This is a genomic window from Xanthomonas melonis, from assembly GCF_020783655.1.
GTDB lineage: Bacteria > Pseudomonadota > Gammaproteobacteria > Xanthomonadales > Xanthomonadaceae > Xanthomonas > Xanthomonas melonis.
In genome coordinates this window covers 207,456-233,865 of record NZ_JAJGQH010000001.1, presented here as the reverse complement: position 1 = coordinate 233,865, position 26,410 = coordinate 207,456, and the positions used below count along the sequence as shown (strand labels likewise).

Genomic DNA, 26,410 nt, shown 5'->3' with positions numbered 1-26,410 from the left:
CTCGCGCCATACGCATCGACTATCGGCAGAACGCCGGCCGTGACGCTGTCGCACGGCCTTGTGGCTCCGCAATCCCTCAGCCGAGGCGCGGACTCCATGGCCACCAGCCATACCCGTGCAACGCGTAGAGGTCGGCTGCACGCTCCAACGGGTTGCGCACATGGATCCCGCCACAGAGCAGATACACCGGCAGGAACAGTGGCCCGAGCAGCATGTACTGGTAGACATGCGCACGTTCGTGGTCGCCCAGCCGTACCGGCGGATGCTCGCAGCGGCCGGCCGCATGTGCGTAGGTGCTGCACGGCAGATCCAGCGACGCGCCCTTGAGCAGGATCACGTTCCCCAGCGTCATCGCCCCGCCCGGCCCCCAGGGCCAGGCATCGAACACCAGGGCGAGTTCCCGATGAGACCAGCGCGGGCGAGCACCGAAGCAGACTCCGATGGCCCCGACCAGCAGGCCGAGTGCGGTGTTGGGCAGCGTCCACGCCGCGCCCAACGCCAGCAAGGCGACCGGTCCGTGCGGCGACCGCCTCAATCGGTCTGATTGGGAATCAGCAGCCACAGGATCAGGTAGACCAGGATGCCCGGGAACGCCGCCGAGGCGATCGACACCACCACGAACAGCACGCGCAGCAGTGTGGAGCTCCAACCCATGCGACGCGCGATGCCACCGATGACGCCGGCGATCATGCGGTCGTTGAGGGAACGGGTTAATCCGGTAGCGGCCATGACTGGACTCCTTGAAACGTGGCGAACAGTCTAGAAAACCAGACGACAGCGTGCCGTGATGGCGTAGCCGCGCGTCCCGCGCCACCCGCCGCGCACCCGGTTCAATCGCTACCGTCGCGTTCCTGCAGCCAGCGGTGGATCGCGACCGGTACTTCGCGCTGCGCGCGGCCGGACACATAGATGCCGATATGCCCGCCGCGAAAACTCAGCTCGCTGTAGTCATTGCTCCCCACCAACCCACGCAGGGCACGCGAGGCATCCGGCGGCACCAGGTGGTCGTGTTCGGCGTAGATGTTGAGCACCGGCATGTCGACCGCCTGCAGATCCACCGCCTGCCCGCCGATGACCACCTGCCCGGTGACCAGCCCATTACGCTGGTAGAAAGCGGTCACGAACTCGCGAAACGCCTCGCCCGCCAGATCCGGCGAATCGAAGATCCATTTCTCCATGCGCAGGAAATCTTCCAGCGCCTGTTTGTCGTCGAGGATATCGAGCAGGCCGACGTACTTCTGCAGATTGAGCCGGAACGGCTTGAGCATCAGGTAACTGGCGTTCATCAGATCCGCAGGCACGTTTCCCATGGTGTCGACGAACAGGTCCACGTCGACCATGCGCGCCCAGTTGGACAGCATGTTGTCGGGCGTGTGGAAGTCCACCGGAGTCACCATAGTGATCAGGTTGCGCACCTTGTGCGGCTGCAATGCCGCGTAGCACAGCGAGAACGTGCCGCCCTGGCAGATGCCAAGGACGTCGAGCGCATCCACCTCGGCATGCGCCCTGAGGTGGTCCACCGCACCGTCGATGTAACGCAGCAGATAATCTTCCAGCGTGAGATAGCGCTCGGAGCGGTCGGGGTAGCCCCAGTCCAGCACATACACGTCCTGACCATGGCTCAGCAGCCCCTTGACCAGGGAACGATCGGCCTGCAGGTCGACCATGTAGGGCCGGTTGACCAGCGCATACACGATCAGCAACGGCGTCCTGGAAACCGGCGCCTGTTCGCCGACGAAGCGATACAGCACCACCTTGCCGTCGCGCCAGATCTCCTCGCGTTCGGTGACGCCATAGTCGACGTCCTCCACGCCGGGGAGCAGCTTCAGCCCATCGCGCAGCTTGCGCTGCAGCGCCAGCGTCTCCTGCATCAGGTCTTCGGCACTGAATCCAAGCGGGCCTTTCATGGCTTGGCTCCACGCGGTCTGTTCGCGGCGGGTTTGCCTGACGTTGCGCGCGGCGCCTTGCCGGCCGCCGGCGTGGACGTCGGCGCTGCCGCAGCGGAGCCGACCGGCTTGCCTGCGGCGCTGCGCCTGCGTGTGGCGGCCGCGGCGGGCGCCGTTTTATCGCCAGACGGCGATGGCGCGGCCGGCGCTGCAGCGGCGGGTGCGTCCGGCGCCCCCGGCCTGCCCGGCGCAGGGGTGGCGCTGCGCACCATTCGCCTCACCAGCCGCTCCAGTCCGGCGATGCGTCGGTGAGCCGCATCCATCTCCGAGCGCGTCGGCATGCCGAACCGCTCGCTGAGCTGTTCCACCTCTTCCTGCAGCGCCGCGCGCAAGCGCATATGCGCGTTCGCAAAATCGCCGTACACCTGGCGGAACTGCTCCGACAGCGCGATGTCGGCATAGGACTCCTCGGCCGCCTCGATCCACAGGTCGAACAGGGCGCGCGCGCTGGTGAGCTGGCTGCCGCTGCTCTCATGCTCGCTCAACTTGCCGGTGAAACGCCCGAACGCCTGTTCGATGGCTGCCTTGAGCTGATCGGCGTAGGCCTGCGACTGGGCCTGGAACTCCTGCTGCGCGCGCGCCAGTTTCTGCAGGCGCGCGTGATGATTGCGGTTCAGTCCGAAGGCGGGCATCTCCAGCCATGGCGCGTTCTCCTGTCGCCACCTGCCCAGCGTCTGCGCCGCCTCCTGCAACCAGGGATCGAAGCCGCCAGGGCTGCCGCCACGCAACGAGCCCAGCGTCCATTGCATCAGTTGCTCGCCCTGCCCCTGCACGGCACGTCGCCAGGCGTCGGAGACCTCGTCGGCGGAGGTGTCGCGCCCGGCAAACTGCGCGGCGACCTGCTGCATGGTGCCGAACCAGTCGCCGGCCTGGCTGCGGAAGCGGTCGATGGCCTCCTGCGCCTGAGGTGCGGCCTGGGCAGGCAAGAGTTGCGACCACCAGTCCACCGCCTTGCGCCAGTCCTGCGGGGCCTCGCCGGCTGACGCGGGCGGCGGCTGTCGGGCGGCGGGACCGGCCTGAGCGTGACCCATGGCATCCGCCCAAGCCGCCCAGTACTGGCGCGCCTTGTCCTGAAAATTGCCATTGTCCGAACCGCTGCTTGCCATCGTCTCCTCGCTGGTGTGCCTGTCCGGCCATCCTACCGCGTGCGCCGGGCCTTGCCGGTCAGGGCTTGGGGATGCGCAGTGTCTTGCTGATCATCAACGAGCCGGAAAGCGCGAACAGCAGCACCAGTGGATGGAATTGCCACGGACCCAGCTGCCACTGCCCCCACCACAGGGCATCGCCAATATGGCCGATGCTGGCGGCCACCGCCAGCAGGATCACCAGCACCAGGCTGGTCGGAATCGGCGTGCCCTCGAAGTAAGGCACCTTGTCGGCATCGCCGGCGATCTCTTCGGCAGTGACGTTATAGCGCGCCAGCCGGCTCACGCCGCAGCAGACGAAATAGCTCAGCACCAGCCAGTCCCAGCCGCCACGCATGCCGCAGGCATAACCGAGCGCGGCCGGCGCCACGCCGAAGGAGATCACGTCGGCCAGCGAGTCCAGTTCCCGGCCCAGTGTGGAGGACGCCTTGCGCCAGCGCGCCACGTGGCCGTCCAGCGCATCGAAGACGAAGGCCAGCGGGATCAATGCCATCCCCAGCAGCAGATCGCCGCGGTGGCCTTCCTGCAGAAAGCGCATCGCCGCGAAGATCGCCCCGGTACCGCAAAAGGCGTTGGCCAGGGTGAACCAGTCTGCGAGTTGGAAATCGCGCAGCATCGAAAAATGGCGTTTCATGCGGGACCCGAGGAAAGCGAGGCGCAAAGGGTAACGCGCGCGCGCCATGCAGGCGACCGTGGCGGCGCACTCGGCTAGGCTGGCGATCCGCGCGGCCGCTCCTGGCAGCGCCCCGCCCTGCGAGGACCCCAATGCGCAATATCCTGATCACCGGCGCCGGCAGTGGCATCGGCGCCGGCATCGCCGCCCATCTGGCCGACGCAGGCCATCACCTGCTGGTCAGCGACCAGGATCTGGCCGCCGCCGAACGAACCGCCCGGCAACTGCGCAGCACCGGTGGTTCGGCCGAGGCGCTCGTGCTGGACGTGAGCGACGAGCACAGCATCGCGCAGGCGCTGGCTGCCGCATCGTGTGCGCCGCAGGTGCTGGTGAACAATGCCGGCCTGCAACAGGTGGCCGCGCTGGAAGCGTTCCCGATGCAGCGCTGGGCGCTGCTGGTGGACGTGATGCTGACCGGCGCCGCGCGCCTGAGCCGCGCGCTGCTGCCCGGCATGCGCGCCGCCGGCTACGGACGCATCGTCAATATCGGCAGCATCCACTCGCTGGTCGCCAGCCCCTACAAGAGCGCCTACGTCGCCGCCAAGCATGGCCTGGTCGGCCTGGCCAAGGTCGTTGCGCTGGAGACGGCCGATTGCGACATCACGGTCAATACACTGTGCCCGAGCTATGTCCGCACGCCGCTGGTGGAGCGTCAGATCGCCGACCAGGCGCGCACGCGCGGCATCGCCGAAGACGACGTGGTCCGCGATGTGATGCTCAAGCCGATGCCCAAGGGCGCCTTCATCGAGTACGACGAACTGGCCGGTACGGTGGCCTTCCTGATGTCGCATGCCGCGCGCAACATCACCGGGCAAGCCATCGCCATCGATGGCGGCTGGACCGCCCAATGACGGCACTGGTGAAATTTTCGCCACCCGCTTCGCAAGCGTTGCGGCGCAAGGGGCAGCTGCAGTTGTCCACAGACTTGCGCAGCGTCCATCCACAGGCGATGTGGAAAACCCTGTGCTGCAGCGGCTGGCAAGGTCGTTGACCTGCCGCGCGGCGTCGGCCGCAGCTGCATCGCTGCTCCGGCCGATGCCACTGCGTCAGATCCGCGAATAACTCCACGACTGCATGCGCCCGTCGCGATACGGCATGACCCCGTGGAACGGGCGCGGATCGCCGTCGAACACCAGCGGCAGGAAGTTGCGGTCGCCTTCCCACATCGGCACCCGATCCATCTGCGCAAGGGAAATCCATTCCAGCGTGCCTTCGTGGTTGGATGCCTGCGGCGTGCCCTCGAAGCTGCGGATCAGGAACACGAAGCCCAGCCAATCCTCGCCGTGCTTGCCGAAGCCGGGCCAGCTGATGGTGCCGCGCAATTGCATGTCGCCGCATTCCACGCCGGCCTCCTCGCGGATTTCGCGGCGCATGCAGGCCAGCACGTCTTCGTCCGGCTCGACCTTGCCGCCGAGCCCGTTGTACTTGCCCAGCTGCTGATCCCCCGGGCGGGCATTGCGGTGGATCATCAGCACCTGCGTGCCGTCCGGCGACAACAGGTAACCCAGCGTGGCGACGATCGGGGTATAGGGCATGGCAGAGATCGGACGCAAAGCGCGGCAGTATGACCGATGCGGCGCCTCAACGAGCGGCACAGGACGGCTGCACCACGCTTGGGACGATGCGATGCGCGATCCAGCAAACGCGGGTGGGCCCATCAGGGCAAGCCTGAGCATTGCAGGAGTGAATCACCGGTCGTGCTCGCCTGGACAGTCGGCGAGCCGCCGGGCGAGGCTCAGCCGACTGCGGCCTGCGCGCCCGGACGCGGCGGGGCGACGTGTTCGCTGTCCAGCCGCAGCGTGGCCACGCCATGCCCGCGCTCGGCCAGATATTCCAGCCATTTGCCCAGGAAGGTGTTCATGCGCATCCGGTGGCTGATCAGCTCTGCCGGAGGCGGGAACATGCCCATGACGTCCTGCCAGCGACGTCCGACATAGCAATGTGTGGTCTCGGCCTGACGCGCATCGCGGTACAGGCGCACATAGGCCGACGGGTCGGGCTCGCCGGTCACCGGATCGCACAGGTCGTAGGTCAGGCGCAGCTCGACGGTGTAGCGGTGACACTCGATCACATCCAGGCGCAGGTCCAGTCCATCCCCGATCGAGGACAGATAAGACCCCGGCGCCAGGTCGGCCGGCGCGAACAGCCGGGTCAGGTGCTGGAAATTCTCTGCATACAGGCCCATCAGCCAACCGAACCGGCTCAGGCGGGGAATGATGTCCAGTTTGCTCAATGCTTGGGCCATGCACCGATCCTACACGCTGCGCTGCCGCACCGGCAGCATTGACGAGGCCCGGACGACGGGCCTAACTTGGCAGAGCACTGCCCCGCCCGCTTGCTTGCCAGCAGGCCGTCCAACCAATCGCGACAGCCTCCGGATGGCGAACGCGCCGCTCGTTTGCCCGATCCCGAATCCCGCCCCGCCAATGCCGGCTCCTCAAAACATCTCGCGTTGCAGCCCCAGGGTCGACAGCACCTTGCTGGAGATCTCCTCGATCGAGGTGTTGGTGGTGCTGAGCGACGGAATGCGCTCCATCTGAAACATGCGCTCTGCCATCGACACCTCGCGCCGGCAGGTCTCCGCCGCGCTGTAACGCGAATTGGCGCGACGTTCCTGACGGATCTGCTGCAGGCGTTCCGGATCGATGGTCAGGCCGAACAGCTTGCTGCGGTAGTTGCGCAGCCGCGGCGGTAGCCGTTCGTCTTCCAGATCCTCTTCGGTCAACGGGTAGTTGGCGGCACGGATGCCGTAATGCAAGGCCAGATAGATGCAGGTCGGGGTCTTGCCCGCACGCGACACCGCGACCAGGATCACGTCGGCCTCGTCGTAGTTGAGCGCAATGCCATCGTCGTGGCTCAGCGCGAAGTTCATCGCGTTGATGCGGCGATGGTAGGTCTCGAAGTCCACCATGCCGTGTGCCCGCCCGACCCGCGAGTGACGTGGCGCATTGAGCTCGCGCTCGAGCGGCTCGATGAAGGGCGCGAACACATCCAGCATCAGCGCGCCACTTTCGGCCAGGATCATGCTCAATTGTGGATCGACGCACGAATTGACCACCACCGGGCGCACCTGGTACCGCTCGCCTGCGGCGCGCACCCGCATGGCGGCATCGCGCGCTTTTTCTGCATCATCGATGAACGACATGCGGTCGGTGACGAAGTTGAATCCGCTGAACTGGGTGAGCAGGCTATGCCCAATGGTTTCAGCGGTGATACCGGTTCCATCGGAGACGTAGAACACCGGCCGGATTGTTGACATCAAGACCACCTCTTTGAACTGGTGTCCAAAACTTACGGGTTCATGCTTGTGCAGATTCCGCTGTGCACTGCATCATAGCGGCTTCTTCCTACGGACGCGGCCATCCAGCCCGCTCGGGCGATGGCCATACGGAGCATCGCGCTTGAACGAGAATATCCTGTGGTTGCATGAGCTACGCCTGGCCGATCTGGCCCGCGTAGGCGGTAAGAACTCCTCGCTCGGCGAGATGATCGGCAACCTGGCCGGGCTGGGCGTCTCGGTTCCCGGTGGATATGCGACCACTGCCGAGGCATTCAAGGACTTCATCGCGCACAACGACCTGTCCAAGCGCATCTTCGACAAGCTCGAAACGCTGGATGTCGAAGACGTCAATGCGCTCACCGCAGCCGGCAAGGAGATTCGCGGCTGGGTCATCGATGCGCCGCTGCAGCCGGAACTGGATCGCGACATCCGCGCCGCCTACGACACGCTGTGCGCCGAGAACGGCGGCGGTGAGGTCGCGGTGGCGGTGCGTTCCTCGGCCACTGCCGAAGACCTGCCGGACGCCTCGTTCGCTGGCCAGCAGGAAACCTTCCTCAACGTGACCGGCGCCGACGATGTCGTGCACAAGGTCAAGGAAGTCTTCGCCAGCCTCTACAACGACCGCGCGATCGCCTACCGCGTGCACCACGGTTTCAAGCACGAGGACGTGTTCCTGTCGGCTGGCGTGCAGCTGATGGTGCGTTCGGGTGTGGGGTCGTCAGGCGTGCTGTTCACGCTGGACACCGAGTCCGGTTTCCGCGACGTAGTGTTCGTCACCTCCAGCTTCGGCCTGGGCGAAATGGTGGTGCAAGGCGCGGTCAACCCGGACGAATTCTACGTCTACAAGCCCACGCTGACCGCCGGCAAGCCGGCCATCCTGCGCCGCGCGCTCGGCAGCAAGGCGATCCGCATGGTGTATTCGGACGTTCCGGGCGAGCGCGTGCGCATCGAAGACACGCCGGCAGAGCTGCGCAGCACCTTCTCGATCAGCGACGAAGACGTGCAGGAACTGTCCAAACAGGCCCTGGTGATCGAGAAGCATTACGGCCGCCCGATGGATATCGAGTGGGCCAAGGACGGTGTCAGCGGCAAGCTGTTCATCGTGCAGGCACGTCCGGAAACGGTGAAGTCGCGTAGCCATGCCACCCAGATCGAGCGTTTCGCGCTGGATGCGAAGGACGCCAAGGTGCTGGTCGAAGGCCGCGCAGTCGGCGCCAAGATCGGCAGCGGCGTCGCGCGCGTGGTGCGCTCGCTGGAGGACATGAATCGCGTGCAGCCGGGCGATGTGCTGATCGCCGACATGACCGACCCCGACTGGGAGCCGGTGATGAAGCGCGCCTCGGCCATCGTCACCAACCGCGGCGGCCGCACCTGCCACGCGGCGATCATCGCGCGCGAACTGGGCGTACCGGCCGTGGTCGGCTCGGGCAATGCCACCGATGCGATCAGCGATGGCCAGCAGGTCACGGTGAGCTGCGCCGAGGGCGACACCGGCTTCATCTACGATGGCTTGCTGCCGTTCGAGCGCACCACCACCGACCTGGGCAACATGCCGCCTGCCCCGCTCAAGATCATGATGAACGTGGCCAACCCGGAACGCGCGTTCGACTTCGGCCAGCTGCCCAACGCCGGCATCGGCCTGGCGCGCCTGGAGATGATCATCGCCGCGCATATCGGCATCCACCCGAACGCCCTGCTGGAGTACGACAAGCAGGATGCGGAGGTGCGCAAGAAGATCGATGCCAAGATCGCCGGCTATGGCGACCCGGTGAGCTTCTACGTCAACCGCCTGGCCGAGGGCATCGCCACGCTGACGGCATCGGTGGCGCCGAACACGGTGATCGTGCGGCTGTCGGACTTCAAGTCCAACGAGTACGCCAATTTGATCGGCGGCTCGCGTTACGAGCCGCACGAAGAAAACCCGATGATCGGCTTCCGCGGCGCCAGCCGTTACGTCGATCCGTCCTTCGCCAAGGCGTTCGCGCTGGAGTGCAAGGCGGTGTTGAAGGTGCGTAACGAGATGGGCCTGGACAACCTCTGGGTGATGATCCCGTTCGTGCGTACGCTGGAAGAAGGCCGCAAGGTGATCGAGGTGCTGGAGCAGAACGGGCTCAAGCAGGGCGACGGTGCCGATGGAAAGCCGGGCCTGAAGATCATCATGATGTGCGAGCTGCCGTCCAACGCGCTGCTGGCCGATGAATTCCTGGAGATCTTCGACGGCTTCTCGATCGGCTCCAACGACCTGACCCAGCTCACCCTGGGCCTGGACCGCGATTCGTCGATCGTGGCGCACCTGTTCGACGAGCGAAATCTCGCGGTGAAGAAGCTACTGTCGATGGCGATCAAGTCGGCGCGTGCCAAAGGCAAGTACGTCGGTATTTGCGGCCAGGGGCCGTCGGATCACCCGGAACTGGCCGAGTGGCTGATGCAGGAAGGCATCGAGTCGGTGTCGCTGAATCCTGACACCGTGGTCGATACCTGGCTGCGGCTGGCCAAGCTCAAGAGCGAGAGCTGATGGGACTGTTGGGTGCAATGACGGCGGTCGCTGCGGGAGCAGCGGCTGCCAAGCCGGCGGCGAAGTCGCCGGCCTTCGACTGGTCGAGCGTGAACTGGGCGCAGTACGCCCTCAACTGCGGGCTGGCGCTGCTGATCGTGGTGATCGGCATGTGGCTGGCCAAGCAGCTGAGCCAGTGGCTGCATCGCGCGCTCACGCGCGCACGGATCGAAACCACGCTGACCAACTTCCTGCGCAACGTGGCGTATGCGTTGCTGCTGGTGCTGGTCTTCGTCAGCGCCTTGAGCCAGATCGGCGTGCCCCCCACCTCGTTGATCGCGGTCCTGGGTGCGGCCGGCCTCGCGGTCGGTCTGGCATTGAAGGACTCGCTGTCCAACATCGCTGCCGGCGTCATGCTGATCGTGCTGCGGCCGATGCGCGATGGCGACCATGTGGTGATCGCCGGGCAGGAAGGCATCGTCGACGAGATCCGGATCTTCCAGACCCGGCTACGCGCCTTCGACGAACGCATGATCACCCTGCCCAACAGCACGATCACCACCGCCCCCATCATCAACTACAGCACCCTGCCCAACCGCCGCCTGGACGTGACGGTCGGTGTGGGCTACGACGACGATCTGAAGAAGGCGCAACAGCTGTTGCTGCAGATCGCCAAGGACAATCCGAACATCCTGGAGTCGCCGGCGCCATTCGTGCAGGTCACCAACCTGGGCGAAAGCACGGTCGACCTGATGTTGTTCGCCTATGCCACCAACGGCAATTTCGGTGCGGCCAAGAGCACCACGCTGGAGCAGATCCGCACGCAACTGCTGGAGAACGGGCTGCATATCCCGTATCCGCAGCGCGATCTGCACGTGTATCACCACGATGCCGACGGCAAGCCGCTCTCCGATCTGCTGCTCAAGGGCATCACCGACGACGGCGATCTCACCAAGGGGCCGCCACTGGCGCGGTGAGCGCGACCAGTCGATCGAGACAAGAAAGCCGCATCGAAAGATGCGGCTTTTTCTATCGGCTCAGATCCGATCCGGCAGCGACTGCGCTCGTTCGGCCCGAACGTTGGCGCTCACGCCTGTTGAGGCTGGAGCGCGGCCACCCCCAACGCAAGCGGGAGTGCGCCTGGCGCTCAGCCCTCCACCCCGGCGGCGGCGTCGCCGCCCAGCGCGCCCATGAACTGCCGGTAGTGCCGCAGTTCGTCGATGGAATCGCGCACGTCGCTCAGGGCGGTGTGGGCCGAGCTCTTGGCGAATCCATTGGCCACCGTCGGCGCCCAGCGCCGCGCCAGTTCCTTGATGGTGGACACGTCCAGGTTGCGGTAATGGAAGTAGCGCTCCAGCCGCGACATCTGGCGGTGCAGGAAGCGGCGATCCTGGCAGATCGAGTTGCCGCACATCGGCGAAGCGCCGGCGCGGATCCATTCGCTCAGGAAGGCCACCGTCTGCGCTTCGGCCTGCGCATGGGTGACCTGGCTGTCGAGCACGCGCTGCCACAGACCCGAGCGACGGTGCTGATTGCGGTTCCACTCGTCCATCGCTTCCAGCGTCGCCAGCGGGTGGGCGATGGCCAGTTCGGGCCCTTCGGCAAGCACGTTCAACTGCGCATCGGTCACGATGGTGGCGATCTCGATGATGGAATCCTGGTCGGTATCCAGGCCCGTCATTTCCAGATCGATCCAGATCAGTCGGTCGTTGCCTGCAAGGGTGTCTGCCATGTCGCCGTCCTGTGGAAGGCCGTCGCCGGCCGAGTGCTGGAAAGGGCGCGCATCATACCGCGCCCATGTGGCTCAAGGCAGCAGCGGCGGCTTGCCGCGCTTGGCCCGAAAGTAATTGGTCAGCCGCAGGCTCGCCTCGGCTGCCAGCACGCCGCCGACCACCTGCACGCGGTGGTTGTGGCGCGGGTCGGCCAACAGGTCGAACACGCTGCCGCAGGCGCCGGTCTTGGGATCGCTGGCCGCGAACACCACCCGCGCGATGCGCGCATGGATCATGGCCATGGCGCACATCGCGCATGGCTCCAGGGTGACATACAGCGTGCAGCCGAGCAGCCGGTGATTGGCCAGGCGGCGCCCTGCCTCGCGCATCGCCACGATCTCGGCGTGCGCGCTTGGGTCGTGGCTGGCGATGTTGAGATTCCAGCCTTCGCCCAGCAGCTGGCCCTGCGCGTCGATCAGCACCGCGCCGACCGGAATCTCGTCATAGTCGCGCTCGGCACGCTCGGCCAGCTGCAAGGCATGCCGCATCCACTGCTGATCCGCCGGCAGCGGCGCGTGATCGACGGGGCCATCGGGCGATACGCTCACGCCCCGCTGCCGCCCTGCCGATCCAGGAAAGCGGCGAAGGCCGCCACGGTGGCTTCGCTGACATGGTGCTCGATGCCCTCGGCGTCGCGGCGCGCGGTGGCCTCATCGATACCCAGGGCCAGCAGGAAGCGCTCGACGATCTGGTGTCGCTGGCGGCTGGACGCGGCCAACGCCTCACCCGCCGGGGTCAGGAACACGCCGCGGTACGGGCGCTGCACCACCCATCCATCGCGCACCAGTCGCTTGAGCATCTTGGCCACGGTGGGCTGGGCCACGCCCAGACGCGCGGCGATGTCGACCTGACGTGCCTCGCCACCGTCCACCAACAGATCGGAGATCAGCTCCACGTAGTCCTCGACCAGCTCTGCCCGGCGCGCCTCGCGCACTTGGCGGAAGCTCTCCACATGCACCTGCGCATCGATCAGGGACGGCGCGGCCGCCTCCAGCTTCTCGCTCTTGCCCACCCTCGTCCTCGTGATTGCGCCCGGCATCGGTGCCCCAGGCACTAGTGTGAAGCACGCGACCGATCATTACGATTGGGTTTGCCAATGCTCAATAGCATAGCAATTGCTATATCATTCGGCCGACTGCGCCCTGCCACTCCGTATGCACGCCGACAAGCTCGCTCCCGCCCGCTCGCCCGCCCACGCCGATGGGGGCCTCGGCGACCACCACTCCAGTGTCGCCGTACCCCGCAGGGGGCACTGGTGGTACCGGCTGCTGGCCTTTCTCGGCCCCGGCTATATGGTGTCGGTGGGCTACATGGATCCGGGCAACTGGGCCACCGATCTGGCCGGCGGTTCGCAGTTCGGCTACCTGCTGCTGTCGGTGATCCTGCTCTCCAACATCATGGCGATCGTGCTGCAGAGCCTGTCGGCGCGGCTGGGCATCGCGACCGGGCTGGATCTGGCGCAGGCATGCCGTGCGCGTTATCGGCGCCCGGCGAACCTCTCGCTATGGGTCCTGTGCGAGCTGGCGATCATCGCCTGCGACCTGGCCGAGGTGATCGGCACCGCGATCGCGTTGAAACTGCTGTTCGGTATCCCGCTGACCCTGGGCGCGATCATCACCGCGGTGGACGTGGTGCTGGTGCTGCTGCTGATGAACCGCGGCTTCCGCGCGCTGGAGGCCTTCGTCATGGCCTTGCTGCTGATCATCTTCGTCTGTTTCGGCATCCAGATCGCGCTGGCAGCGCCACCGGTCGCGGCCGTGCTGGGCGGCTTCGTTCCGCGCGCCCAGGTGGTGACCGACCCACAGGCGCTGTATCTGGCCATCGGCATCATCGGTGCGACGGTGATGCCGCATAACCTGTATCTGCATTCGTCGATCGTGCAGACGCGCGCCTACCCGCGCAATGATGCGGGACGCCGCTCTGCACTGCGCTGGGCGGTCACCGACAGCACGGTGGCATTGATGTTCGCGCTGTTCATCAACGCCTCCATCCTGATCCTGGCGGCAGCGGTGTTCCATGCGCAGGGCCGCACCGATGTGCAGGAAATCGAGCAGGCGCACGCCCTGCTCGCGCCGATGCTGGGTGTGGGCCTGGCCTCGACCCTGTTTGCGGTCGCCCTGCTCGCTTCGGGCATCAACTCCACCGTAACCGCCACCCTGGCTGGGCAGATCGTGATGGAAGGATTCCTGCAGCTGCAGCTGCCGGCATGGCAGCGCCGCCTGCTGACCCGCGGCATCGCCATCGTGCCGGTGGTGATGGTGACCTGGATGTACGGCGAGGCCGGCACCGCGCGGCTGTTGGTCCTGAGCCAGGTGGTGCTGTCGATGCAGTTGCCGTTCGCGGTGATACCGCTGGTGCGGTTCGTCTCCGACCGCCAACTGATGGGCGCGTTGGTGGCGCCGGCATGGCTGGTGCGCATGGCGTGGGTGATTGCAACGGTGATCGTGGCCTTGAACGTCAAGCTGCTGTGGGACACCGCACTGCACTGATCCCGGCAAGCGCGTCACGCTGCCATCGCTCGTCCCCGGCAAACAGCCGATCAATAGCGTGCAGCGGTCATCATGGCGAATACCAGCAATGGCCCGGTGCGGGATGCGCAGCGATTCCTCGCATACTTCCGGTTGCGTCGATCGACCTGATCTGCAACGGCGCAGCCGCGTCGCACAGAGCGCACGCAGGTGCAATCTGCACCGCCGCCGGAAGCGGTCTACTTCCCGCATGCACCGGCATGTCCCCGACCTGCGTCACCCACGTGGCGCATGCGCCAATGGCCTGCATCGCGTCATGCGACTGCCGCTGCATGCCCTCTCCCTCAGGAGTTCCTATGGATACGTCCCAGGCGCATCCGGTCGACGCCGGCCGCCGCAACTTTCTCGTCTCCAGCACGGCCGCCGTGGCAGCGTTGTCGCTGCCCGCATTGGCGACTGCCGCCGCTCTCCCGCCAGTTCCTGTCGCCTCGTCCCACTCGTCCACCCACGGAGTCAACCCGATGTCGAATTTCGTCAAACGCCCCGACGGCGCCAACATCTTTTACAAGGACTGGGGCAAAGGCCAGCCAGTCGTATTCGCGCATGGTTGGCCGCTCAGCGGCGATGCCTGGGATCCGCAGATGCTGTTCATGGGCCAGCACGGCTACCGCGTGATCGCGCACGATCGTCGTAGCCACGGCCGCTCCAGCCAGACCTGGGACGGCAACAACATGGACACCTATGCCGACGACCTGGCGGCAGTGATCGAGGCGCTGGACCTGAAGGACGCGATCCTGGTCGGCCATTCCACCGGCGGCGGCGAAGTGGCGCACTACGTGGGTCGTCACGGTAGCAAGCGCGTGGCCAAGGTGGTGCTGGTCGGCGCAGTGCCGCCGCAGATGGTCAAGAGCCCGACCAATCCCGGCGGTTTGCCGATGAGCGTGTTCGACGGCATCCGCGAGGGCGTGGCCAAGGACCGTTCGCAGTTCTACCAGGACCTGACCACACCGTTCTTCGGCGCCAACCGCGATGGCCACAAGGTCACCCAGGGCATGTGCGATGCGTTCTGGCTGCAGGGCATGCTGGGCGGCCACAAAGGCCAGTACGATTGCATCCGCGAATTCTCCGAAGTCGACTACACCCCCGACCTGAAGAAGATCGATGTGCCGGCGCTGGTGGTGCATGGCGACGACGATCAGATCGTGCCGATCGATGCGTCGGCCAAGCTGTCGTCCAAGATCATCAAGCATGCCGAGCTGAAGATCTATGCCGGCGCGCCGCACGGGCTGACCGTCACGCATGCCGATCAGTTCAACAAGGATCTGCTGGCGTTCGCAAAGGCCTGATTGCCGCAACAGGGCAACCACGCAGGCCGGCTCGCGAGAGTCGGCCTTTGCTTTAGGTTTGGCCGATGGCGACGCAGGCCGGGCCGCGCGTTCGAACCGTGCGCAATCGGCGCTACGTGTGCGCCGGGCCACGCAGATGCTTTCGCCGCAAAGAGACCGCGATAAGCGACGCAAGGTCGGCAGGACGCGCGGTGCGATCGGCCAGGCTGCGCGGCCCGAAGCGCGTCATTGGCCACCTGGGAGCCCGATCGCACAAGGACTGGGCGTCAGCGATGGCGACGACCTAGCGCAACACCCAATCCGCAAGGATGAAACCGCCGCTCATCGCGACCACCAGCAACGCGCCAGTCAGGCGTGGCGGTGCGGGCAATGGGAGGTCCAGCATGCGGCAGCCGACGCCGATCAGTAACGCCAGCAATACACCGACCACGGCCATGCTCACGCCTCGCCCTGTCCGGGCGGACGGCCGCTTGGCCCACCGCAATGCCGCAGGTTGCGTGCGGCGCGCCTGGCCATGAAGCGGTCCGCCAGCACATAGCCACAGGTCATTGCCAATACCAGTAGCGCGCCCACGAATGCCGTCGGCGCAGGCGATGGAATTCCTGCGATCCGGCATCCGGAACCAATGGCCATCCCCAGCGCCAGGCCGATGACAAGTTTCCAGTTCACCGTCATCTCAGCGGTTCCGAATGCGCGTGCGGCGGCACGCCGATCCCACCACCGCCGACAAAATGACGGACCAACGGGGCGCGCTCGCCCTGATGCAGTGCACGGATCTGCTCCTGCAGCTGGCGATCGTCGCCGCTGACGCGCTCGTGCTGGCGCAGGTGCTCCAGCCACGAGGCAACGATGAAGTATTCCAGTTGCACGCCCGGAGTGGCCGCGTCTTCGGCGATACCCCAGACCACTGCTCCGTCGCGCCGCCGCGCATTGCCCAGTTGCGTCATCAGGTGCACGAAGACCGCGCGTGCCTCGGCAGCGATGTGGTATTCCACCGTCACCAGGACCGGTCCACGATCGTGATCGACCGCTTCCACCTGCGCCGGTGCCGGCCAATGACCACCCGGCGTCAGATCCTGCTGCTCGGTACCGGCGATGCGGGCACGCTTGACCAGCAGCGCCGCAATCACCGCGCCTGCGGCAGCGATCTGCAGGGCAACCGCGATCGAGGTGCGTTGCGCCAGTGCTCCCCAGATCAGCGAGCCGGCTGCCATGCCGGCCGAGAACACCACGATGTACAGCGACAACGCGCGCGCACGCACCCAGGCGGGCACGGCAGTCTGCGCGGCGATCTGCAATGACGACAGCACCGCGATCCAGGCCAGCCCATTGACCACCATCACCGCGCACAGCACCGCGATCTGGCGCGACAGTGCCAGCCCAAGCAGCGAGACCGCGCAGACCAGCGTGGCGACGAACACCAGCACATCGCGGTCATAGCGCGCCCGCAGGCGCGGCAGCAACAAGGCGCCGCCAATGGCGCCGATACCAATGCAGCCCAGCAAGATGCCGTAGCTGCCGGCGCCCAGTTGCATGTCGCGGCGAACGACCAACGGCAGCAAGGCGGTCAACGCACTGGCAAACAGGAAGAAGCCGGCGGCCTTGATCAACACTGCCTGCAGCCGGCCAGCGTGCGCGGCATAACGCAGACCGGCGCGCAGGCCGGTGCCAAAGCTTTCCGGCGGCAGTGTCGAGGCATGCGCGTCGCGACGCCAGCGCCACAACACCAGCCACATCAAGCCGAACGTCGCACCGTTGAGCAGAAAGGCCCAGGGAGGACCGAACTGCGCCACGATCAGGCCGCCGATCGCCGGGCCGATCGAACGCGCAATGTTCATGCCGATCGAATTGAGCGCCACCGCTGATGCCAGCATCGGGCGTGGCACCAGTTCCGAGACGATCGCTGCCTGCGCCGGCATCGCCATCGCCGCGCCCACACCCATCGCAAACGTCAAGCCCACCAACACCCAAGGTGTCAGCAACTGCAGTTGCGCCAACAAGGCCAGTACGCCGGCCACCAGCAACATCCAGCCCTGGGTCAGCAGCAGGTAGCGGCGACGGTCGACGCTATCGGCCAGCGTCCCTGCGACCAGCGCGAACAGCACCACTGGCAAGGTGGTAGCCGCCTGCACCGCCGCCACCATCAGCGGCGAGCCGGTTTGCCCGGCCATCACCCAGGAGGCGGCGACATCGTTGATCCAGGTACCGATATTGCTGCCCAGGATCGCCAGCCACAACGCACGGAAGATCGGCTCGCGCAGCGGAGTCCAGGCGCCGCCATCGGTTGGCGTGCTAGTAGAAATCATCGCGGCAAGGCTCCAATGGACACCGCACAGACGATCCCGGCAACAGACCGGGCATGCACGCGGCGGCAAGCAATGGCCCGCATCAGAAGGCGAAACACGAGCAGCCCAGCGCTCCCCAGAATCCACGCAGATCGCCGCTGGGCGCGGCATGGTGCGCGGCATGTCGATGCGGCCCATGCGCAGAACAGCCGCTGCCGTGTCGATGCGCGGTACCGGCCAGCGTGCCTACGCTGTGGCTGGCCTGATACCCCCCGAACCGGTTGACCGGCGACCAGTCCGGCATGGCCGGCGGCAGACTCGGCGCCAGCGCGGCGAAGTCGCCAGCGCCGTGCACCACCCGTCCCCCCATGACGGTCAGCACACTGGTGATATCGGCAATGGCGGCATCGTCGACCCGAAAGTAATCGTCCGACAACACGATGAAATCGGCCAGTTGGCCCGCCGCCAGAGTGCCCTTGTGCGACTCGTCGCCGGAGAACCAGGCACTGCCCTGCGTCCACAACCGCAAGGCCTGCTCGCGATCGAGCAGGTTTTCTTCGCCATACAGGGCCATCCCGCCCACGGTACGCCCGGTGACCAGCCACGACAGCGCCACCCACGGGTTGTAGCTGGCCACGCGGGTGGCATCGGTGCCGGCGCCCACCGCAACTCCTGCGGCCAGCATGCGGCGTATCGGCGGCGTCTGCCGGGCCGCCTGCACGCCGTAGCGCTGCACGAAGGCCTCGCCCTGGTAGGCCATGCGGTGCTGCACGGCGATACCGCCATTCAAGGCGCGGATGCGATCGATATTGCGTGGCGTGATGGTCTCGGCATGATCGATGAACCAGTGCAGGCCATCGAACGGTATGTCGGCATTGACCTTCTCGTAGACATCAAGAATGCGCCCGATGCTCTCGTCGTAGGTGGCATGGATACGGAACGGCCAACGCTTTTCCGCCAGCAGCCGTACCACCTGTTCCAGCTCGGGTTCCAGCTCCGGCGGCAGCTCCGGGCGCGGCGCGCTGAACTGCTCGAAATCGGCAGCAGAGAACACCAGCATTTCGCCGGCGCCGTTGTGGCGCAGCAGATCGTCGCCCTTGCGCACGGGCAGCAGCTCGGTCCAGCCGCGGAAGTCGGCCACCTCCTTGCCCTTGTTCTGGGTGAACAGGTTGTAGGCGATACACACGCTCAGCTGATCGGCCGCATGCAGCTGCTCGATGACCTGGTAATCCTCCGGATAGTTCTGGAAGCCACCACCGGCATCGATCACCGACGTGATGCCCAGCCGGTTGAGTTCGCGCATGAAATGGCGGGTGGAATTGGCCTGGTATTCCAGCGGCAGGCGCGGTCCCTTGGCCAGGCTTGCATACAGGATCAGCGCGTTGGGCTTGGCCAGCAACAGGCCGGTGGGATTGCCCAGCTTGTCGCGCTCGATGTGGCCGCCAGGCGGATCGCGTGTGATCCTGTCATAACCGCAGGCGCGCAAGGCGGCGCGATTGAGCAACGCGCGGTCGTACAGATGCAGCAGGAATACCGGTGTCTCCGGCGCAATCGCATTGATGTCGTCCAGCGTCGGCAGACGCTTTTCAACGAACTGATGCGCGGTGAAGCCACCGACCACGCGCACCCACTGCGGGGCCGGTGTGCGGTCGACCTGGGCTTTCAGCATGGCCATTGCATCGGCCAACGAACGCACGCCATCCCAGCGCAGTTCCAAGTTGTAGTTGAGCCCGCCGCGGATCAGATGGGTATGACTGTCGTTGAGCCCGGGCAGCAGGCGCCGCCCCTGCGTATCGATGACCTGGGCGCCATCGGCCATTGCCATGATCTGCGCGTCGTCACCCACTGCCACGATGCGGCCATTGGCCACCGCAAGCGCTGTGGCGCCGGGCAAGCGTGGATCGAGCGTCGTGATGCGTGCATTGCGAACGACAAGATCAACCATCGGCACTGTCCTCTCGGCAGACGACGTCGCGGGCAACGCGCCCAACGCAAGACCCGCCGCTGCCCCCTGCATCCATCGGCGGCGTCCGGGATCGTGATCGCTTGCGCTGCCGGTCATGTCGCACCGCGCCTGCGCAGGAATCCGCCGTCGGCAAGACGCAGCATCGGCAGCGCCGCCGCAGGGCCATGCATGCCGCGTGCTGTGGATGCGCTCAATGCCCGCCTTCCTGCGCGCCGAACATGCTCTTGGCGTACTGGATGCCGATGCCATAGCCGCCGGCGTGCGCGCGTGCGATGCCGGTAGTGAGCTCGTAGGTGTCGCCGCGCGCCCAATCGCGCTGCAGCTCCAGCAGATATTGCACACTGGTGATCGGCACCGCACCGGCCTGCTGCATGCGGGCCACCGCGCGTTCGTGCGCTTCGTCGCTGACATCGCCGCAGGCATCGGTGACGACATAGACCTCGAAGCCCTGCTCGATCGCCGACAGCGTCGGCCCGACGATGCAAACGCTGGTCCACAGCCCGGCGATGACCAGGCGTTGCTTGCCGATCCTGTTGACGCGATCGATCACCGCCTGGTCCTCCCAGGCATTCATGCTGGTGCGGTCCAGCACCGGCTCACCCGGGAAGATCTCCGGCAATTCGGGAAACAACGGTCCGGAGAAGGACTTCTCCGCCACTGTCGTCAGGATCACCGGGACCTCGAAACCCTTGGCGCCCTTGGCGATCAAGGCGACGTTGTTGCGCAGCGCCGAGATGTCGATGGTGTGCGTGGCGAACGCCATCTGCGACTGATGATCGATCAGGATCAGGGCGTGATCGCCGGGAGACAACAGGGTTTTGCCGGGAACGGCGGTGGCGATGCTCATGTCGGGTGCTCCAGGGAAGGGGAAAAGCCAGGCGCAGTGCACCGCGGTGCCGACGCCTGGAATGCGCTTGAGCCGTTATCGATGGCCACTCGCGCAGCGAAGCGTGCCGGCGTGCAGCCGGTGGCGTTGCGGAAGCTGCGCACGAAGTGGCTCTGGTCGAAGAAGCACAGGTCGGTGGCGATCTGGCTGATGGTGTGGCGGCCCTCGCGAAGCATTGCCTGCGCGCGCTCGAGCCGACACTGGCGCAGATACTCCATGGGGCTGGCGCCGGTCGCCTCACGGAACACGCGTGCGAAATGGAAGCGGCTCATGCACGCAGCGCCAGCCAGTTGCGTCACGCAGATGGGCTCGCACAGATGCGTGTCGATGTAGTGCAGCGCCCTGGCCACGGCGCGTGCCCGCGTGGCATGCGGCAACGACATGCAGCCAACCTCTGCGTCGGGACGCACAGCGAGAAACGGACCTGCCATACGGCGTCTCTGGTAAGGAATGCGGCCATGGTGCGGCGGCCAAGCCGATCGCCCCACCCCTGATGGTGAGGCCGATCGCTCACTCTTTCGGGGGGCGGGCGTGTGCCAATCGCGATGGCAACGCCGGCCCGAGCGCTGCTGGCAACATCGGCGTTCGGTGCGATGCGGCGCCTGGCACCGATGCATTCCGCAACACGGCAGACAGGCGAACGCCACCGCCATTGAGCACCTCCACGATGCCGCTCCGCTTCCACCGCCGACAGTGCACCCGCCTGGTAGCGCACGCACGCTGCGCGACAGCCAGCCGCCGCGCGATGCAATCGCCCGCCACCTGCGTAACCGATCGGGCGGTCCACGTCGCTCCCCCGAAAGAGGTGTTGGTGCTTCCCTCGATCTCGCCCGACAATGCCGCGATGCCGCATGAGCCTGTCATTCCATCGCCAGCATCGTCTCGCCTGCGTGTTGCGATATGGGCAATGCTGTGCGCCTGCCTACTGGCGTGCGCGCCCGCACAGGCGGCCGGCGTCGCCTCCGGTCGCGCGGGACTGCTGCAATTCCATCACACCGCCTGGAGCACCGAGCGCGGCGCGCCGGCCGATATCTGGGACATCCAGCAAGCCGATACCGGCCCCCTGTGGTTGGCGACCGGTTTCGGTCTGTTCCAGTTCGACGGCGAACATTTCACCCGGCAGGCGCCGCCGGTCGGCCAGACCTACGCCTCGCACAACATGACCGCGCTGTCGTTGCAGCCGGACGGCACGGCCTGGATCGGCTACTTCAACGCCGGCATCGACCGCCTGGCCGACGGCCACCTCACCCATTTCGCCGCCGGCAAGGACGTGCCGGCCGGCATGGTGTTCCGGATCGAGCGCGATGGCAGCGGACGGCTGTGGGCAGCCAGCGACGGCGGCCTGTGCTGGTTCGACGGCAAGCGCTGGCATCGTGCCGGCCCGGAATGGGGCTACTTGCGCGATCGCGCGCAGTGGCTGCTGCGCGATCGCCGCGGCGTGCTGTGGGTCAGCGACGGGGTGCAGATTCTGTCGCTGTGGCCGGGTGCGGCACGGTTTGCCCCCAGCGGCCAGAGCGTTGGCCACTACGCCACCCTGGCCGAAAGCCCGGACGGTGCGGTGTGGGTCGCCGACCCGTCGCGTGGCGTGTTCGCACTGACCGATACACGCGGTGCGCTGCTGCCGGCGAACGCGCGCGCACGGCCCGCATTTCCCGGGCTGTTCGCACGGCGCATCCGCTTCATGCGCGATGGCGCGTTGTGGGGTAGCGATTACGCCGCGCACGGGCTGTTCCGCATCGCCACACCTGCGGCGCCCGGCGCCAGACCGGAACGCTTCAGCGCTGCGCAGGGGCTGACCTCGGCCACTGCCGGGCCCTTGCTGGAAGATCGCGAAGGCAATCTGTGGGCGGGCACCAACCTGGGACTCAACCGCTTCCGGCACCGCGCATTGCTTCCTCTGGCGCCGTTGCTGCCAGGCCAGGCCATGGCGGTGGCCACCTTCGAAGCATTGCCAGGCACTTCGTCGCGCCCGCTGCTGGCCAGCCTGCGCGATGGGCGCCTGCTGGCGCTGAGCCGCGAGCGCCTCGCGCGACTGCAGCGCGCCGCGTCGCCAGACACGCGGACCACCGCGCTGGCCATCCCGCCCGATCTCGATGCCTGGGTGCTCGGGGAACAGTCGCTGCTGCACGTCCAGGATGGCCGTCCGCACAGGGTGACGCTGCCGCATGACGTGCCGACCGGAGCCATCCGCGCATTCGCAGTCGATGACCGCCGCCGTCCATGGGTATGCCCCGACGCCAGTGGCCCAGCCGTCTTCGATGGCCAACGCTGGCTGCCGCTCGCCGATGCGCAGGACACCGCCTGTTCGGTACTGACCATCGCACCCGACGGCAGCCTGTGGGTGGGCACCGTCAACGGTGAGGTGCGGATGCTGCAGGGCCGGCGACCGAAGCGGTATGGGGCCAGGCAGGGTCTGGCGGTCGGCCCGATCACTGCGATCTGGCACAGCGCCGCACTCACGCTGGTCGCCGGCGAAACCGGCCTGGCCGCGCTCGGCGCCGATGGTCGCTTCCGTCGGGTGGCCGACCAGGCCGATCCGCTCCTGCAAGGCATCACCGGCATCGTGCAGGATCGCCGCGGCACGCTGTGGTTGAACGGCAACCGCGGCGTGGTGCAACTGCCGCAACGCGCCCTGCAGGACAGCGTCCGCACCGGCGTGGTCAGCCCCGCGCTGCGCGTGTACGACACCCTGGACGGCTTGCCCGGCGTCGCCCAACAGGCTTCGCCGGTACCCACCGCCCACGCCGCTGCCGATGGCCTGTTGTGGTTCACCACCAATCAAGGCCTGGCCTGGCTGGACCCCGAGCAGACCCACCGCAACCCCACCGCACCGGATGTCTTCATTACCGATGTGGTGGCCAACGATCGGCCCTACCCGCGCACGCAAGGCCTGCACCTGCCGCAATGGACCGACCGCCTGCGCATCGGGTACGACGCGGTCAGCCTGACCCGGCCCGAACGGGTGCGCTTTCGCTACCGCCTCGAAGGTGTCGACGCGCAATGGCAGGACGCCGGCAATCGCAACGAGGCGTTCTATACCAATCTTGCGCCGGGACGGTATCGCTTCCGTATCGTCGCCGCCAACGACGATGGCGTCTGGAACGAACGTGGCGACACGCTGGACTTCGTCATCGATGCCGCGTTCGTGCAGACCTGGCAGTTCAGGCTCTGTGGCGTCCTGGCCGCGCTGCTCGCGCTTGCGGTCGCCTGGCGCCTGCGCACCCGGCATGTGGCCGGCCGGCTGCGCGCGCGCCTGGAAGAGCGCTATCGCGAACGCGAGCGCATCGCCCGCGAACTGCACGACACCCTGCTGCAGGGTACCCAGGGGCTGATCCTGCGCCTGCATGTCGCCAGCCGGTCGCTGCCCTGCGACGACCCGCGCCGGCGCGAGCTGGAACATGCGGTGGATCTGGCCGAGACCGCGCTGGTCGAAGGCCGCGAACGGGTCAACGGCCTGCGCGACAGCCACGGCCTGCGCGAAGGGCTTGCTGCAGCGTTGCAACGCGCCCGCAGCGCGAGCGTGTCAGCGCGCGCGGCCGAGCTGCAGGTGTCGGTGCAAGGACGGGTGATGGCGCTGCGTCCGCTGGTGGCCGACGAATTGTTCCAACTGGGCCGCGAAGCCCTGGCCAATGCCGACCGGCATGCGAACGCCAGCCGCATCGCGCTGGAACTGCGTTACGGTTCACGTGACTTCGTCATGCGCATCCGCGACGATGGCCGCGGCCTGGATCCGGATGTCTTGCATGGTCACGCCCGCACCGGGCACTGGGGGCTGACCGGCATGCAGGAACGCGCGCAGCGGATCGGCGCCAAGATGCAGTTGTGGTCGCGTCCTGGCAGCGGCACCGAAATCCAGATCGCACTGCCCGCGCGTACCGCCTATGCCAGCCCGCCACGCTGGTGGTGGCCATTTCGACACGTATCACCCACGGAGCGCCGCGATGGCTGAACTGGTCCGACCGACCCACGTCCTGGTGGTGGACGATCACCCGCTGCTGCGCGACGGCCTGAGCGCCATGCTGGCCGCCGAATGCGACATGCGCGTCGTGGGCGAAGCCGAAGATGGCGAGCAGGCAGTTGCCTGCTATGCCAGCCTGCGCCCCGACGTGGTGCTGATGGATCTGCAGATGCCGCGCGTGGACGGCGTGGAAGCCATCCAGCGTATCCGCCGCGTCGACCCGCTGGCCAAGGTCATCGTGCTGACCACCTATACCGGCGACGTGCGTGCGGTGCGCGCATTGCAGGCAGGCGCCTGCGGCTACCTGCTCAAGAGCGCGCTGCGGCGCGAGCTGATCGACACCATTCGCGACGTGCGCCGCGGTCAGCGCCGCCAGGTGCCCGCCTCGGTGGCCGAGAACATCGCCGCGCATGTACTCGACGATGCGCTCTCCGCCCGCGAGACCGAAGTACTGAGCCTGGTCGCCACCGGCTGTTCCAACAAGCAGATCGGCAATGCCCTGGCGATCTCCGAAGAGACGGTCAAGGCGCATATGAAGAACATCCTGGGCAAGCTGGGCGTGCGCGACCGTACGCATGCCGTCACGGTGGCCCTGCGCCGCGGCATCCTGTCGCTGGACACCTGAGCGGGGACGGACCGCGACTTGCGAGTCGAACCCGAGACGCCGGACTGCCGGCGCCAGGAACCACGCACACAGCGCACGCGCTCGCTTCGGCGCCCGCGCGCAACGAGCGGAGTGCGGCATCCGGCCATCCCGCAGCCGCCAACGCCGATCCGGGCGCGCATCGACGGTGAGCTTCATCCCGCACTATGGCCGACGGGGTGCCACACCGTCCACGGTTCTTGAACGCCAGGCACACGCCGCGATCGAGCCGTACTGTCAAAGGCATCGGCTTAGGCTATCGTATGCACCGCGTGCGGCATGGGGGCCGCTTCAGCACCGTCACTGATGGCCGATAAGGGCTAGACCAAACCGCCGTACCTCGCTTCGGCGTCAGTCGCTTCATCTTTTAAACGCGTTCAGGGGAATTGCGATGCTTCGTCACTCTTTGCGGGTGCGCCTGCTGCTGCCGGTGCTGGCCTTGGTGCTGGTCGTGGTGGTGGCACTGACGGTCATTCTGGCCATTACCGAAGCGAACCGGGTCAGGTTCGAGGCCGGCGACTCCATCGAGCGCCAGTCGGTGTCCTTGCAGACCCTGTTCGCCGTCACCCGCTCGATGATGCTGGACCGTGTGAATTCCTCGATGCGCCAGTTGCGCAAGGAAGCCAACGCGCACGGCGCGCCGAGCCTGGGCAACGAGATCCGCGTCGCAGACCGCAACGCCAACGATCTGTTGCTGGGTCAGCGCCCGCAGGCCAACGACTTCAGCATGCTCGACGACGTGACCGCCATCCACGAAGGCACCGCCACGCTGTTCTCGCGCACCGGCGACGATTTCGTGCGCATTTCCACCAACGTCAAGAAGGACGACGGCAGCCGCGCCATCGGCACCGTGCTCGATCCCACTGGCCAGGCAGCCGCCAAGCTGCGTAACGGCGAAAGCTTCTACGGCGTGGTCGACATCCTCGGCAACCCGTATGTCACCGGCTACGAGCCGATCTTCGCCGGCAGCGACAAGCGCGTGATCGGCGCATGGTACGTTGGCTACAAGGCCGACACCCAGGCCCTGGAGAACGTGGTCAGCAGCCGTCGCGTGCTCGATTCCGGCTTCATCGCCGTCTTCGACAGCAAGAACAAGCTGCGCTTCCAGTCGACCACCGGCGCGACCACCGACACCGCCACCATCGAGCGCATCGTCAAGGAAACGCCGGACGACTGGGTCGTGACCAAGCAGGAAGTGCCCGATTGGGGCTTCACCCTGGTGTCGGCGTACCCCAAGAGCGATGTCAACGGCGTCATCGTGCGTCAGTCCCTGTGGATCGCCGGTATCGGCCTGCTGGTCTGCGCCTTGCTGCTCGGCCTGCAGTGGGCGCTGATCTGGAGCCGCGTGTTGCGCCCCATCCAGCACCTGACCACCGTGGCCGAAGAACTCAGCCTGGGCAAATGGAACCACACCATCGCCGAGGTCAATCTCAAGGACGAAATCGGCACCCTGGCACGTGCCATTTCGCGCCTGTCCAATAGTGTCCGCCTGGCCATGGAGCGGCTGAGCAAGCGCTGAGCCACTGCAGATGCCTCCGTACCAGACGA

General features: G+C 66.5%; 25 protein-coding genes. 8 read left to right on the top strand and 17 right to left on the bottom strand.

Annotated features, from left to right (window positions below):
• Positions 1-76 precede the first annotated feature (76 nt).
• From LL964_RS01010 to LL964_RS00990, 5 genes are all read right to left on the bottom strand, one after another.
• On the bottom strand, positions 77-562 hold the full coding sequence (locus tag LL964_RS01010; protein WP_104587033.1) for a hypothetical protein: 486 nt from the start codon (positions 560-562) through the stop codon (positions 77-79).
• The gene (locus LL964_RS01005; RefSeq protein WP_104587032.1) at positions 532-729 is read right to left on the bottom strand and encodes a PspC domain-containing protein; all 198 of its coding nucleotides are present in this window, start codon (positions 727-729) and stop codon (positions 532-534) included. The genes LL964_RS01010 and LL964_RS01005 overlap by 31 nt, the downstream gene beginning before the upstream one ends.
• 101 nt (positions 730-830) lie before the next feature.
• Complete coding sequence (locus tag LL964_RS01000; protein ID WP_104587031.1) at positions 831-1,907, bottom strand: class III poly(R)-hydroxyalkanoic acid synthase subunit PhaC; 1,077 nt, start codon at positions 1,905-1,907, stop codon at positions 831-833.
• On the bottom strand, positions 1,904-3,052 hold the full coding sequence (gene phaE / locus LL964_RS00995; RefSeq protein WP_104587030.1) for a class III poly(R)-hydroxyalkanoic acid synthase subunit PhaE: 1,149 nt from the start codon (positions 3,050-3,052) through the stop codon (positions 1,904-1,906). Before phaE ends, LL964_RS01000 begins: the two co-directional genes overlap by 4 nt.
• Positions 3,053-3,110: 58 nt before the next feature.
• On the bottom strand, positions 3,111-3,773 hold the full coding sequence (locus LL964_RS00990; protein WP_208621428.1) for a CDP-alcohol phosphatidyltransferase family protein: 663 nt from the start codon (positions 3,771-3,773) through the stop codon (positions 3,111-3,113).
• An 83-nt stretch (positions 3,774-3,856) separates the two neighbouring features.
• Here LL964_RS00990 and LL964_RS00985 point away from each other — a divergent pair, with 83 nt between their 5' ends.
• The gene (locus tag LL964_RS00985; RefSeq protein ID WP_104587029.1) at positions 3,857-4,615 is read left to right on the top strand and encodes a 3-hydroxybutyrate dehydrogenase; all 759 of its coding nucleotides are present in this window, start codon (positions 3,857-3,859) and stop codon (positions 4,613-4,615) included.
• Between the two features lie 195 nt (positions 4,616-4,810).
• On the opposite strand, the gene LL964_RS00980 is transcribed toward LL964_RS00985, so the two are convergent.
• The 3 genes from LL964_RS00980 to ppsR all read right to left on the bottom strand — a co-directional run bounded on the left by LL964_RS00980 (position 4,811) and on the right by ppsR (position 7,023).
• A complete protein-coding gene (locus LL964_RS00980) occupies positions 4,811-5,299 on the bottom strand; it encodes an NUDIX hydrolase (RefSeq protein WP_104587028.1) in 489 nt (162 codons plus the stop codon).
• A gap of 200 nt (positions 5,300-5,499) precedes the next feature.
• A complete protein-coding gene (locus tag LL964_RS00975; RefSeq protein ID WP_104587027.1) occupies positions 5,500-6,009 on the bottom strand; it encodes a DUF1249 domain-containing protein in 510 nt (169 codons plus the stop codon).
• Positions 6,010-6,201: 192 nt separating this feature from the next.
• The gene (gene ppsR, locus LL964_RS00970; RefSeq protein WP_104587170.1) at positions 6,202-7,023 is read right to left on the bottom strand and encodes a posphoenolpyruvate synthetase regulatory kinase/phosphorylase PpsR; all 822 of its coding nucleotides are present in this window, start codon (positions 7,021-7,023) and stop codon (positions 6,202-6,204) included.
• Between the two features lie 142 nt (positions 7,024-7,165).
• Here ppsR and ppsA point away from each other — a divergent pair, with 142 nt between their 5' ends.
• Together ppsA and LL964_RS00960 are read left to right on the top strand one after the other, a co-directional pair.
• On the top strand, positions 7,166-9,559 hold the full coding sequence (ppsA, locus tag LL964_RS00965) for a phosphoenolpyruvate synthase (RefSeq protein WP_104587026.1): 2,394 nt from the start codon (positions 7,166-7,168) through the stop codon (positions 9,557-9,559).
• Positions 9,559-10,515, top strand: coding sequence for a mechanosensitive ion channel family protein (locus LL964_RS00960; RefSeq protein ID WP_104587025.1), 957 nt, complete (start codon positions 9,559-9,561; stop codon positions 10,513-10,515). The genes ppsA and LL964_RS00960 overlap by 1 nt, the downstream gene beginning before the upstream one ends.
• 170 nt (positions 10,516-10,685) lie before the next feature.
• On the opposite strand, the gene orn is transcribed toward LL964_RS00960, so the two are convergent.
• The 3 genes from orn to mntR form a co-directional block, all read right to left on the bottom strand.
• Positions 10,686-11,270, bottom strand: a complete 585-nt coding sequence (gene orn, locus LL964_RS00955; protein ID WP_104587024.1) for an oligoribonuclease — start codon at positions 11,268-11,270, stop codon at positions 10,686-10,688.
• A 72-nt stretch (positions 11,271-11,342) separates the two neighbouring features.
• Positions 11,343-11,798 (bottom strand): tRNA adenosine(34) deaminase TadA, encoded by a 456-nt coding sequence (gene tadA / locus LL964_RS00950; protein ID WP_104587169.1) that lies wholly within the window; start codon positions 11,796-11,798, stop codon positions 11,343-11,345.
• Positions 11,799-11,854: 56 nt separating this feature from the next.
• Positions 11,855-12,322: a manganese-binding transcriptional regulator MntR gene (gene mntR / locus LL964_RS00945; protein ID WP_104587023.1), complete on the bottom strand. Its 468-nt coding sequence runs from the start codon at positions 12,320-12,322 to the stop codon at positions 11,855-11,857.
• Between the two features lie 142 nt (positions 12,323-12,464).
• On the opposite strand from mntR, the gene LL964_RS00940 reads away from it, so the two are divergent.
• Together LL964_RS00940 and LL964_RS00935 are read left to right on the top strand one after the other, a co-directional pair.
• Entirely contained in the window at positions 12,465-13,799 is a 1,335-nt protein-coding gene (locus LL964_RS00940) for an Nramp family divalent metal transporter (protein ID WP_104587022.1), read from the top strand.
• 500 nt (positions 13,800-14,299) lie between these two features.
• Positions 14,300-15,124: an alpha/beta fold hydrolase gene (locus LL964_RS00935; RefSeq protein WP_104587168.1), complete on the top strand. Its 825-nt coding sequence runs from the start codon at positions 14,300-14,302 to the stop codon at positions 15,122-15,124.
• Between the two features lie 283 nt (positions 15,125-15,407).
• Here LL964_RS00935 and LL964_RS00930 read toward each other — a convergent pair whose 3' ends face one another.
• From LL964_RS00930 to LL964_RS00905, 6 genes are all read right to left on the bottom strand, one after another.
• Complete coding sequence (locus tag LL964_RS00930; protein ID WP_104587021.1) at positions 15,408-15,566, bottom strand: DUF1427 family protein; 159 nt, start codon at positions 15,564-15,566, stop codon at positions 15,408-15,410.
• Entirely contained in the window at positions 15,563-15,793 is a 231-nt protein-coding gene (locus LL964_RS00925) for a DUF1427 family protein (RefSeq protein ID WP_104587167.1), read from the bottom strand. Before LL964_RS00925 ends, LL964_RS00930 begins: the two co-directional genes overlap by 4 nt.
• A gap of 2 nt (positions 15,794-15,795) precedes the next feature.
• Entirely contained in the window at positions 15,796-17,430 is a 1,635-nt protein-coding gene (locus LL964_RS00920; RefSeq protein WP_104587020.1) for an MFS transporter, read from the bottom strand.
• Between the two features lie 82 nt (positions 17,431-17,512).
• Positions 17,513-19,354 (bottom strand): amidohydrolase, encoded by a 1,842-nt coding sequence (locus tag LL964_RS00915; RefSeq protein ID WP_208621419.1) that lies wholly within the window; start codon positions 19,352-19,354, stop codon positions 17,513-17,515.
• 211 nt (positions 19,355-19,565) lie between these two features.
• Complete coding sequence (locus LL964_RS00910) at positions 19,566-20,222, bottom strand: hydrolase (protein WP_104587018.1); 657 nt, start codon at positions 20,220-20,222, stop codon at positions 19,566-19,568.
• The gene (locus LL964_RS00905) at positions 20,219-20,644 is read right to left on the bottom strand and encodes a helix-turn-helix transcriptional regulator (protein ID WP_104587166.1); all 426 of its coding nucleotides are present in this window, start codon (positions 20,642-20,644) and stop codon (positions 20,219-20,221) included. Before LL964_RS00905 ends, LL964_RS00910 begins: the two co-directional genes overlap by 4 nt.
• A 461-nt stretch (positions 20,645-21,105) precedes the next feature.
• On the opposite strand from LL964_RS00905, the gene LL964_RS00900 reads away from it, so the two are divergent.
• From LL964_RS00900 to LL964_RS00890, 3 genes are all read left to right on the top strand, one after another.
• Positions 21,106-24,210: a sensor histidine kinase gene (locus LL964_RS00900; protein ID WP_104587165.1), complete on the top strand. Its 3,105-nt coding sequence runs from the start codon at positions 21,106-21,108 to the stop codon at positions 24,208-24,210.
• Entirely contained in the window at positions 24,203-24,844 is a 642-nt protein-coding gene (locus tag LL964_RS00895) for a response regulator (RefSeq protein WP_104587017.1), read from the top strand. The genes LL964_RS00900 and LL964_RS00895 overlap by 8 nt, the downstream gene beginning before the upstream one ends.
• Positions 24,845-25,253: 409 nt before the next feature.
• A complete protein-coding gene (locus LL964_RS00890) occupies positions 25,254-26,381 on the top strand; it encodes a Cache 3/Cache 2 fusion domain-containing protein (protein ID WP_104587016.1) in 1,128 nt (375 codons plus the stop codon).
• Positions 26,382-26,410: the final 29 nt, after the last annotated feature.

Excerpts from the sequence above, each read along its gene's own strand:
- LL964_RS01005 (WP_104587032.1), bottom strand. The coding sequence starts at position 729 with ATGGCCGCTACCGGATTAACCCGTTCCCTCAACGACCGCATGATCGCC.
- LL964_RS01000 (WP_104587031.1), bottom strand. The coding sequence starts at position 1,907 with ATGAAAGGCCCGCTTGGATTCAGTGCCGAAGACCTGATGCAGGAGACG.
- phaE (WP_104587030.1), bottom strand. The coding sequence starts at position 3,052 with ATGGCAAGCAGCGGTTCGGACAATGGCAATTTTCAGGACAAGGCGCGC.
- LL964_RS00990 (WP_208621428.1), bottom strand. The coding sequence starts at position 3,773 with ATGGCGCGCGCGCGTTACCCTTTGCGCCTCGCTTTCCTCGGGTCCCGC.
- LL964_RS00985 (WP_104587029.1), top strand. The coding sequence starts at position 3,857 with ATGCGCAATATCCTGATCACCGGCGCCGGCAGTGGCATCGGCGCCGGC.
- LL964_RS00980 (WP_104587028.1), bottom strand. The coding sequence starts at position 5,299 with ATGCCCTATACCCCGATCGTCGCCACGCTGGGTTACCTGTTGTCGCCG.
- LL964_RS00975 (WP_104587027.1), bottom strand. The coding sequence starts at position 6,009 with ATGGCCCAAGCATTGAGCAAACTGGACATCATTCCCCGCCTGAGCCGG.
- ppsR (WP_104587170.1), bottom strand. The coding sequence starts at position 7,023 with ATGTCAACAATCCGGCCGGTGTTCTACGTCTCCGATGGAACCGGTATC.
- LL964_RS00960 (WP_104587025.1), top strand. The coding sequence starts at position 9,559 with ATGGGACTGTTGGGTGCAATGACGGCGGTCGCTGCGGGAGCAGCGGCT.
- orn (WP_104587024.1), bottom strand. The coding sequence starts at position 11,270 with ATGGCAGACACCCTTGCAGGCAACGACCGACTGATCTGGATCGATCTG.
- tadA (WP_104587169.1), bottom strand. The coding sequence starts at position 11,798 with ATGCGGCATGCCTTGCAGCTGGCCGAGCGTGCCGAGCGCGACTATGAC.
- LL964_RS00940 (WP_104587022.1), top strand. The coding sequence starts at position 12,465 with ATGCACGCCGACAAGCTCGCTCCCGCCCGCTCGCCCGCCCACGCCGAT.
- LL964_RS00935 (WP_104587168.1), top strand. The coding sequence starts at position 14,300 with ATGTCGAATTTCGTCAAACGCCCCGACGGCGCCAACATCTTTTACAAG.
- LL964_RS00920 (WP_104587020.1), bottom strand. The coding sequence starts at position 17,430 with ATGATTTCTACTAGCACGCCAACCGATGGCGGCGCCTGGACTCCGCTG.
- LL964_RS00915 (WP_208621419.1), bottom strand. The coding sequence starts at position 19,354 with ATGGTTGATCTTGTCGTTCGCAATGCACGCATCACGACGCTCGATCCA.
- LL964_RS00910 (WP_104587018.1), bottom strand. The coding sequence starts at position 20,222 with ATGAGCATCGCCACCGCCGTTCCCGGCAAAACCCTGTTGTCTCCCGGC.
- LL964_RS00905 (WP_104587166.1), bottom strand. The coding sequence starts at position 20,644 with ATGTCGTTGCCGCATGCCACGCGGGCACGCGCCGTGGCCAGGGCGCTG.
- LL964_RS00900 (WP_104587165.1), top strand. The coding sequence starts at position 21,106 with ATGCCGCATGAGCCTGTCATTCCATCGCCAGCATCGTCTCGCCTGCGT.
- LL964_RS00895 (WP_104587017.1), top strand. The coding sequence starts at position 24,203 with ATGGCTGAACTGGTCCGACCGACCCACGTCCTGGTGGTGGACGATCAC.
- LL964_RS00890 (WP_104587016.1), top strand. The coding sequence starts at position 25,254 with ATGCTTCGTCACTCTTTGCGGGTGCGCCTGCTGCTGCCGGTGCTGGCC.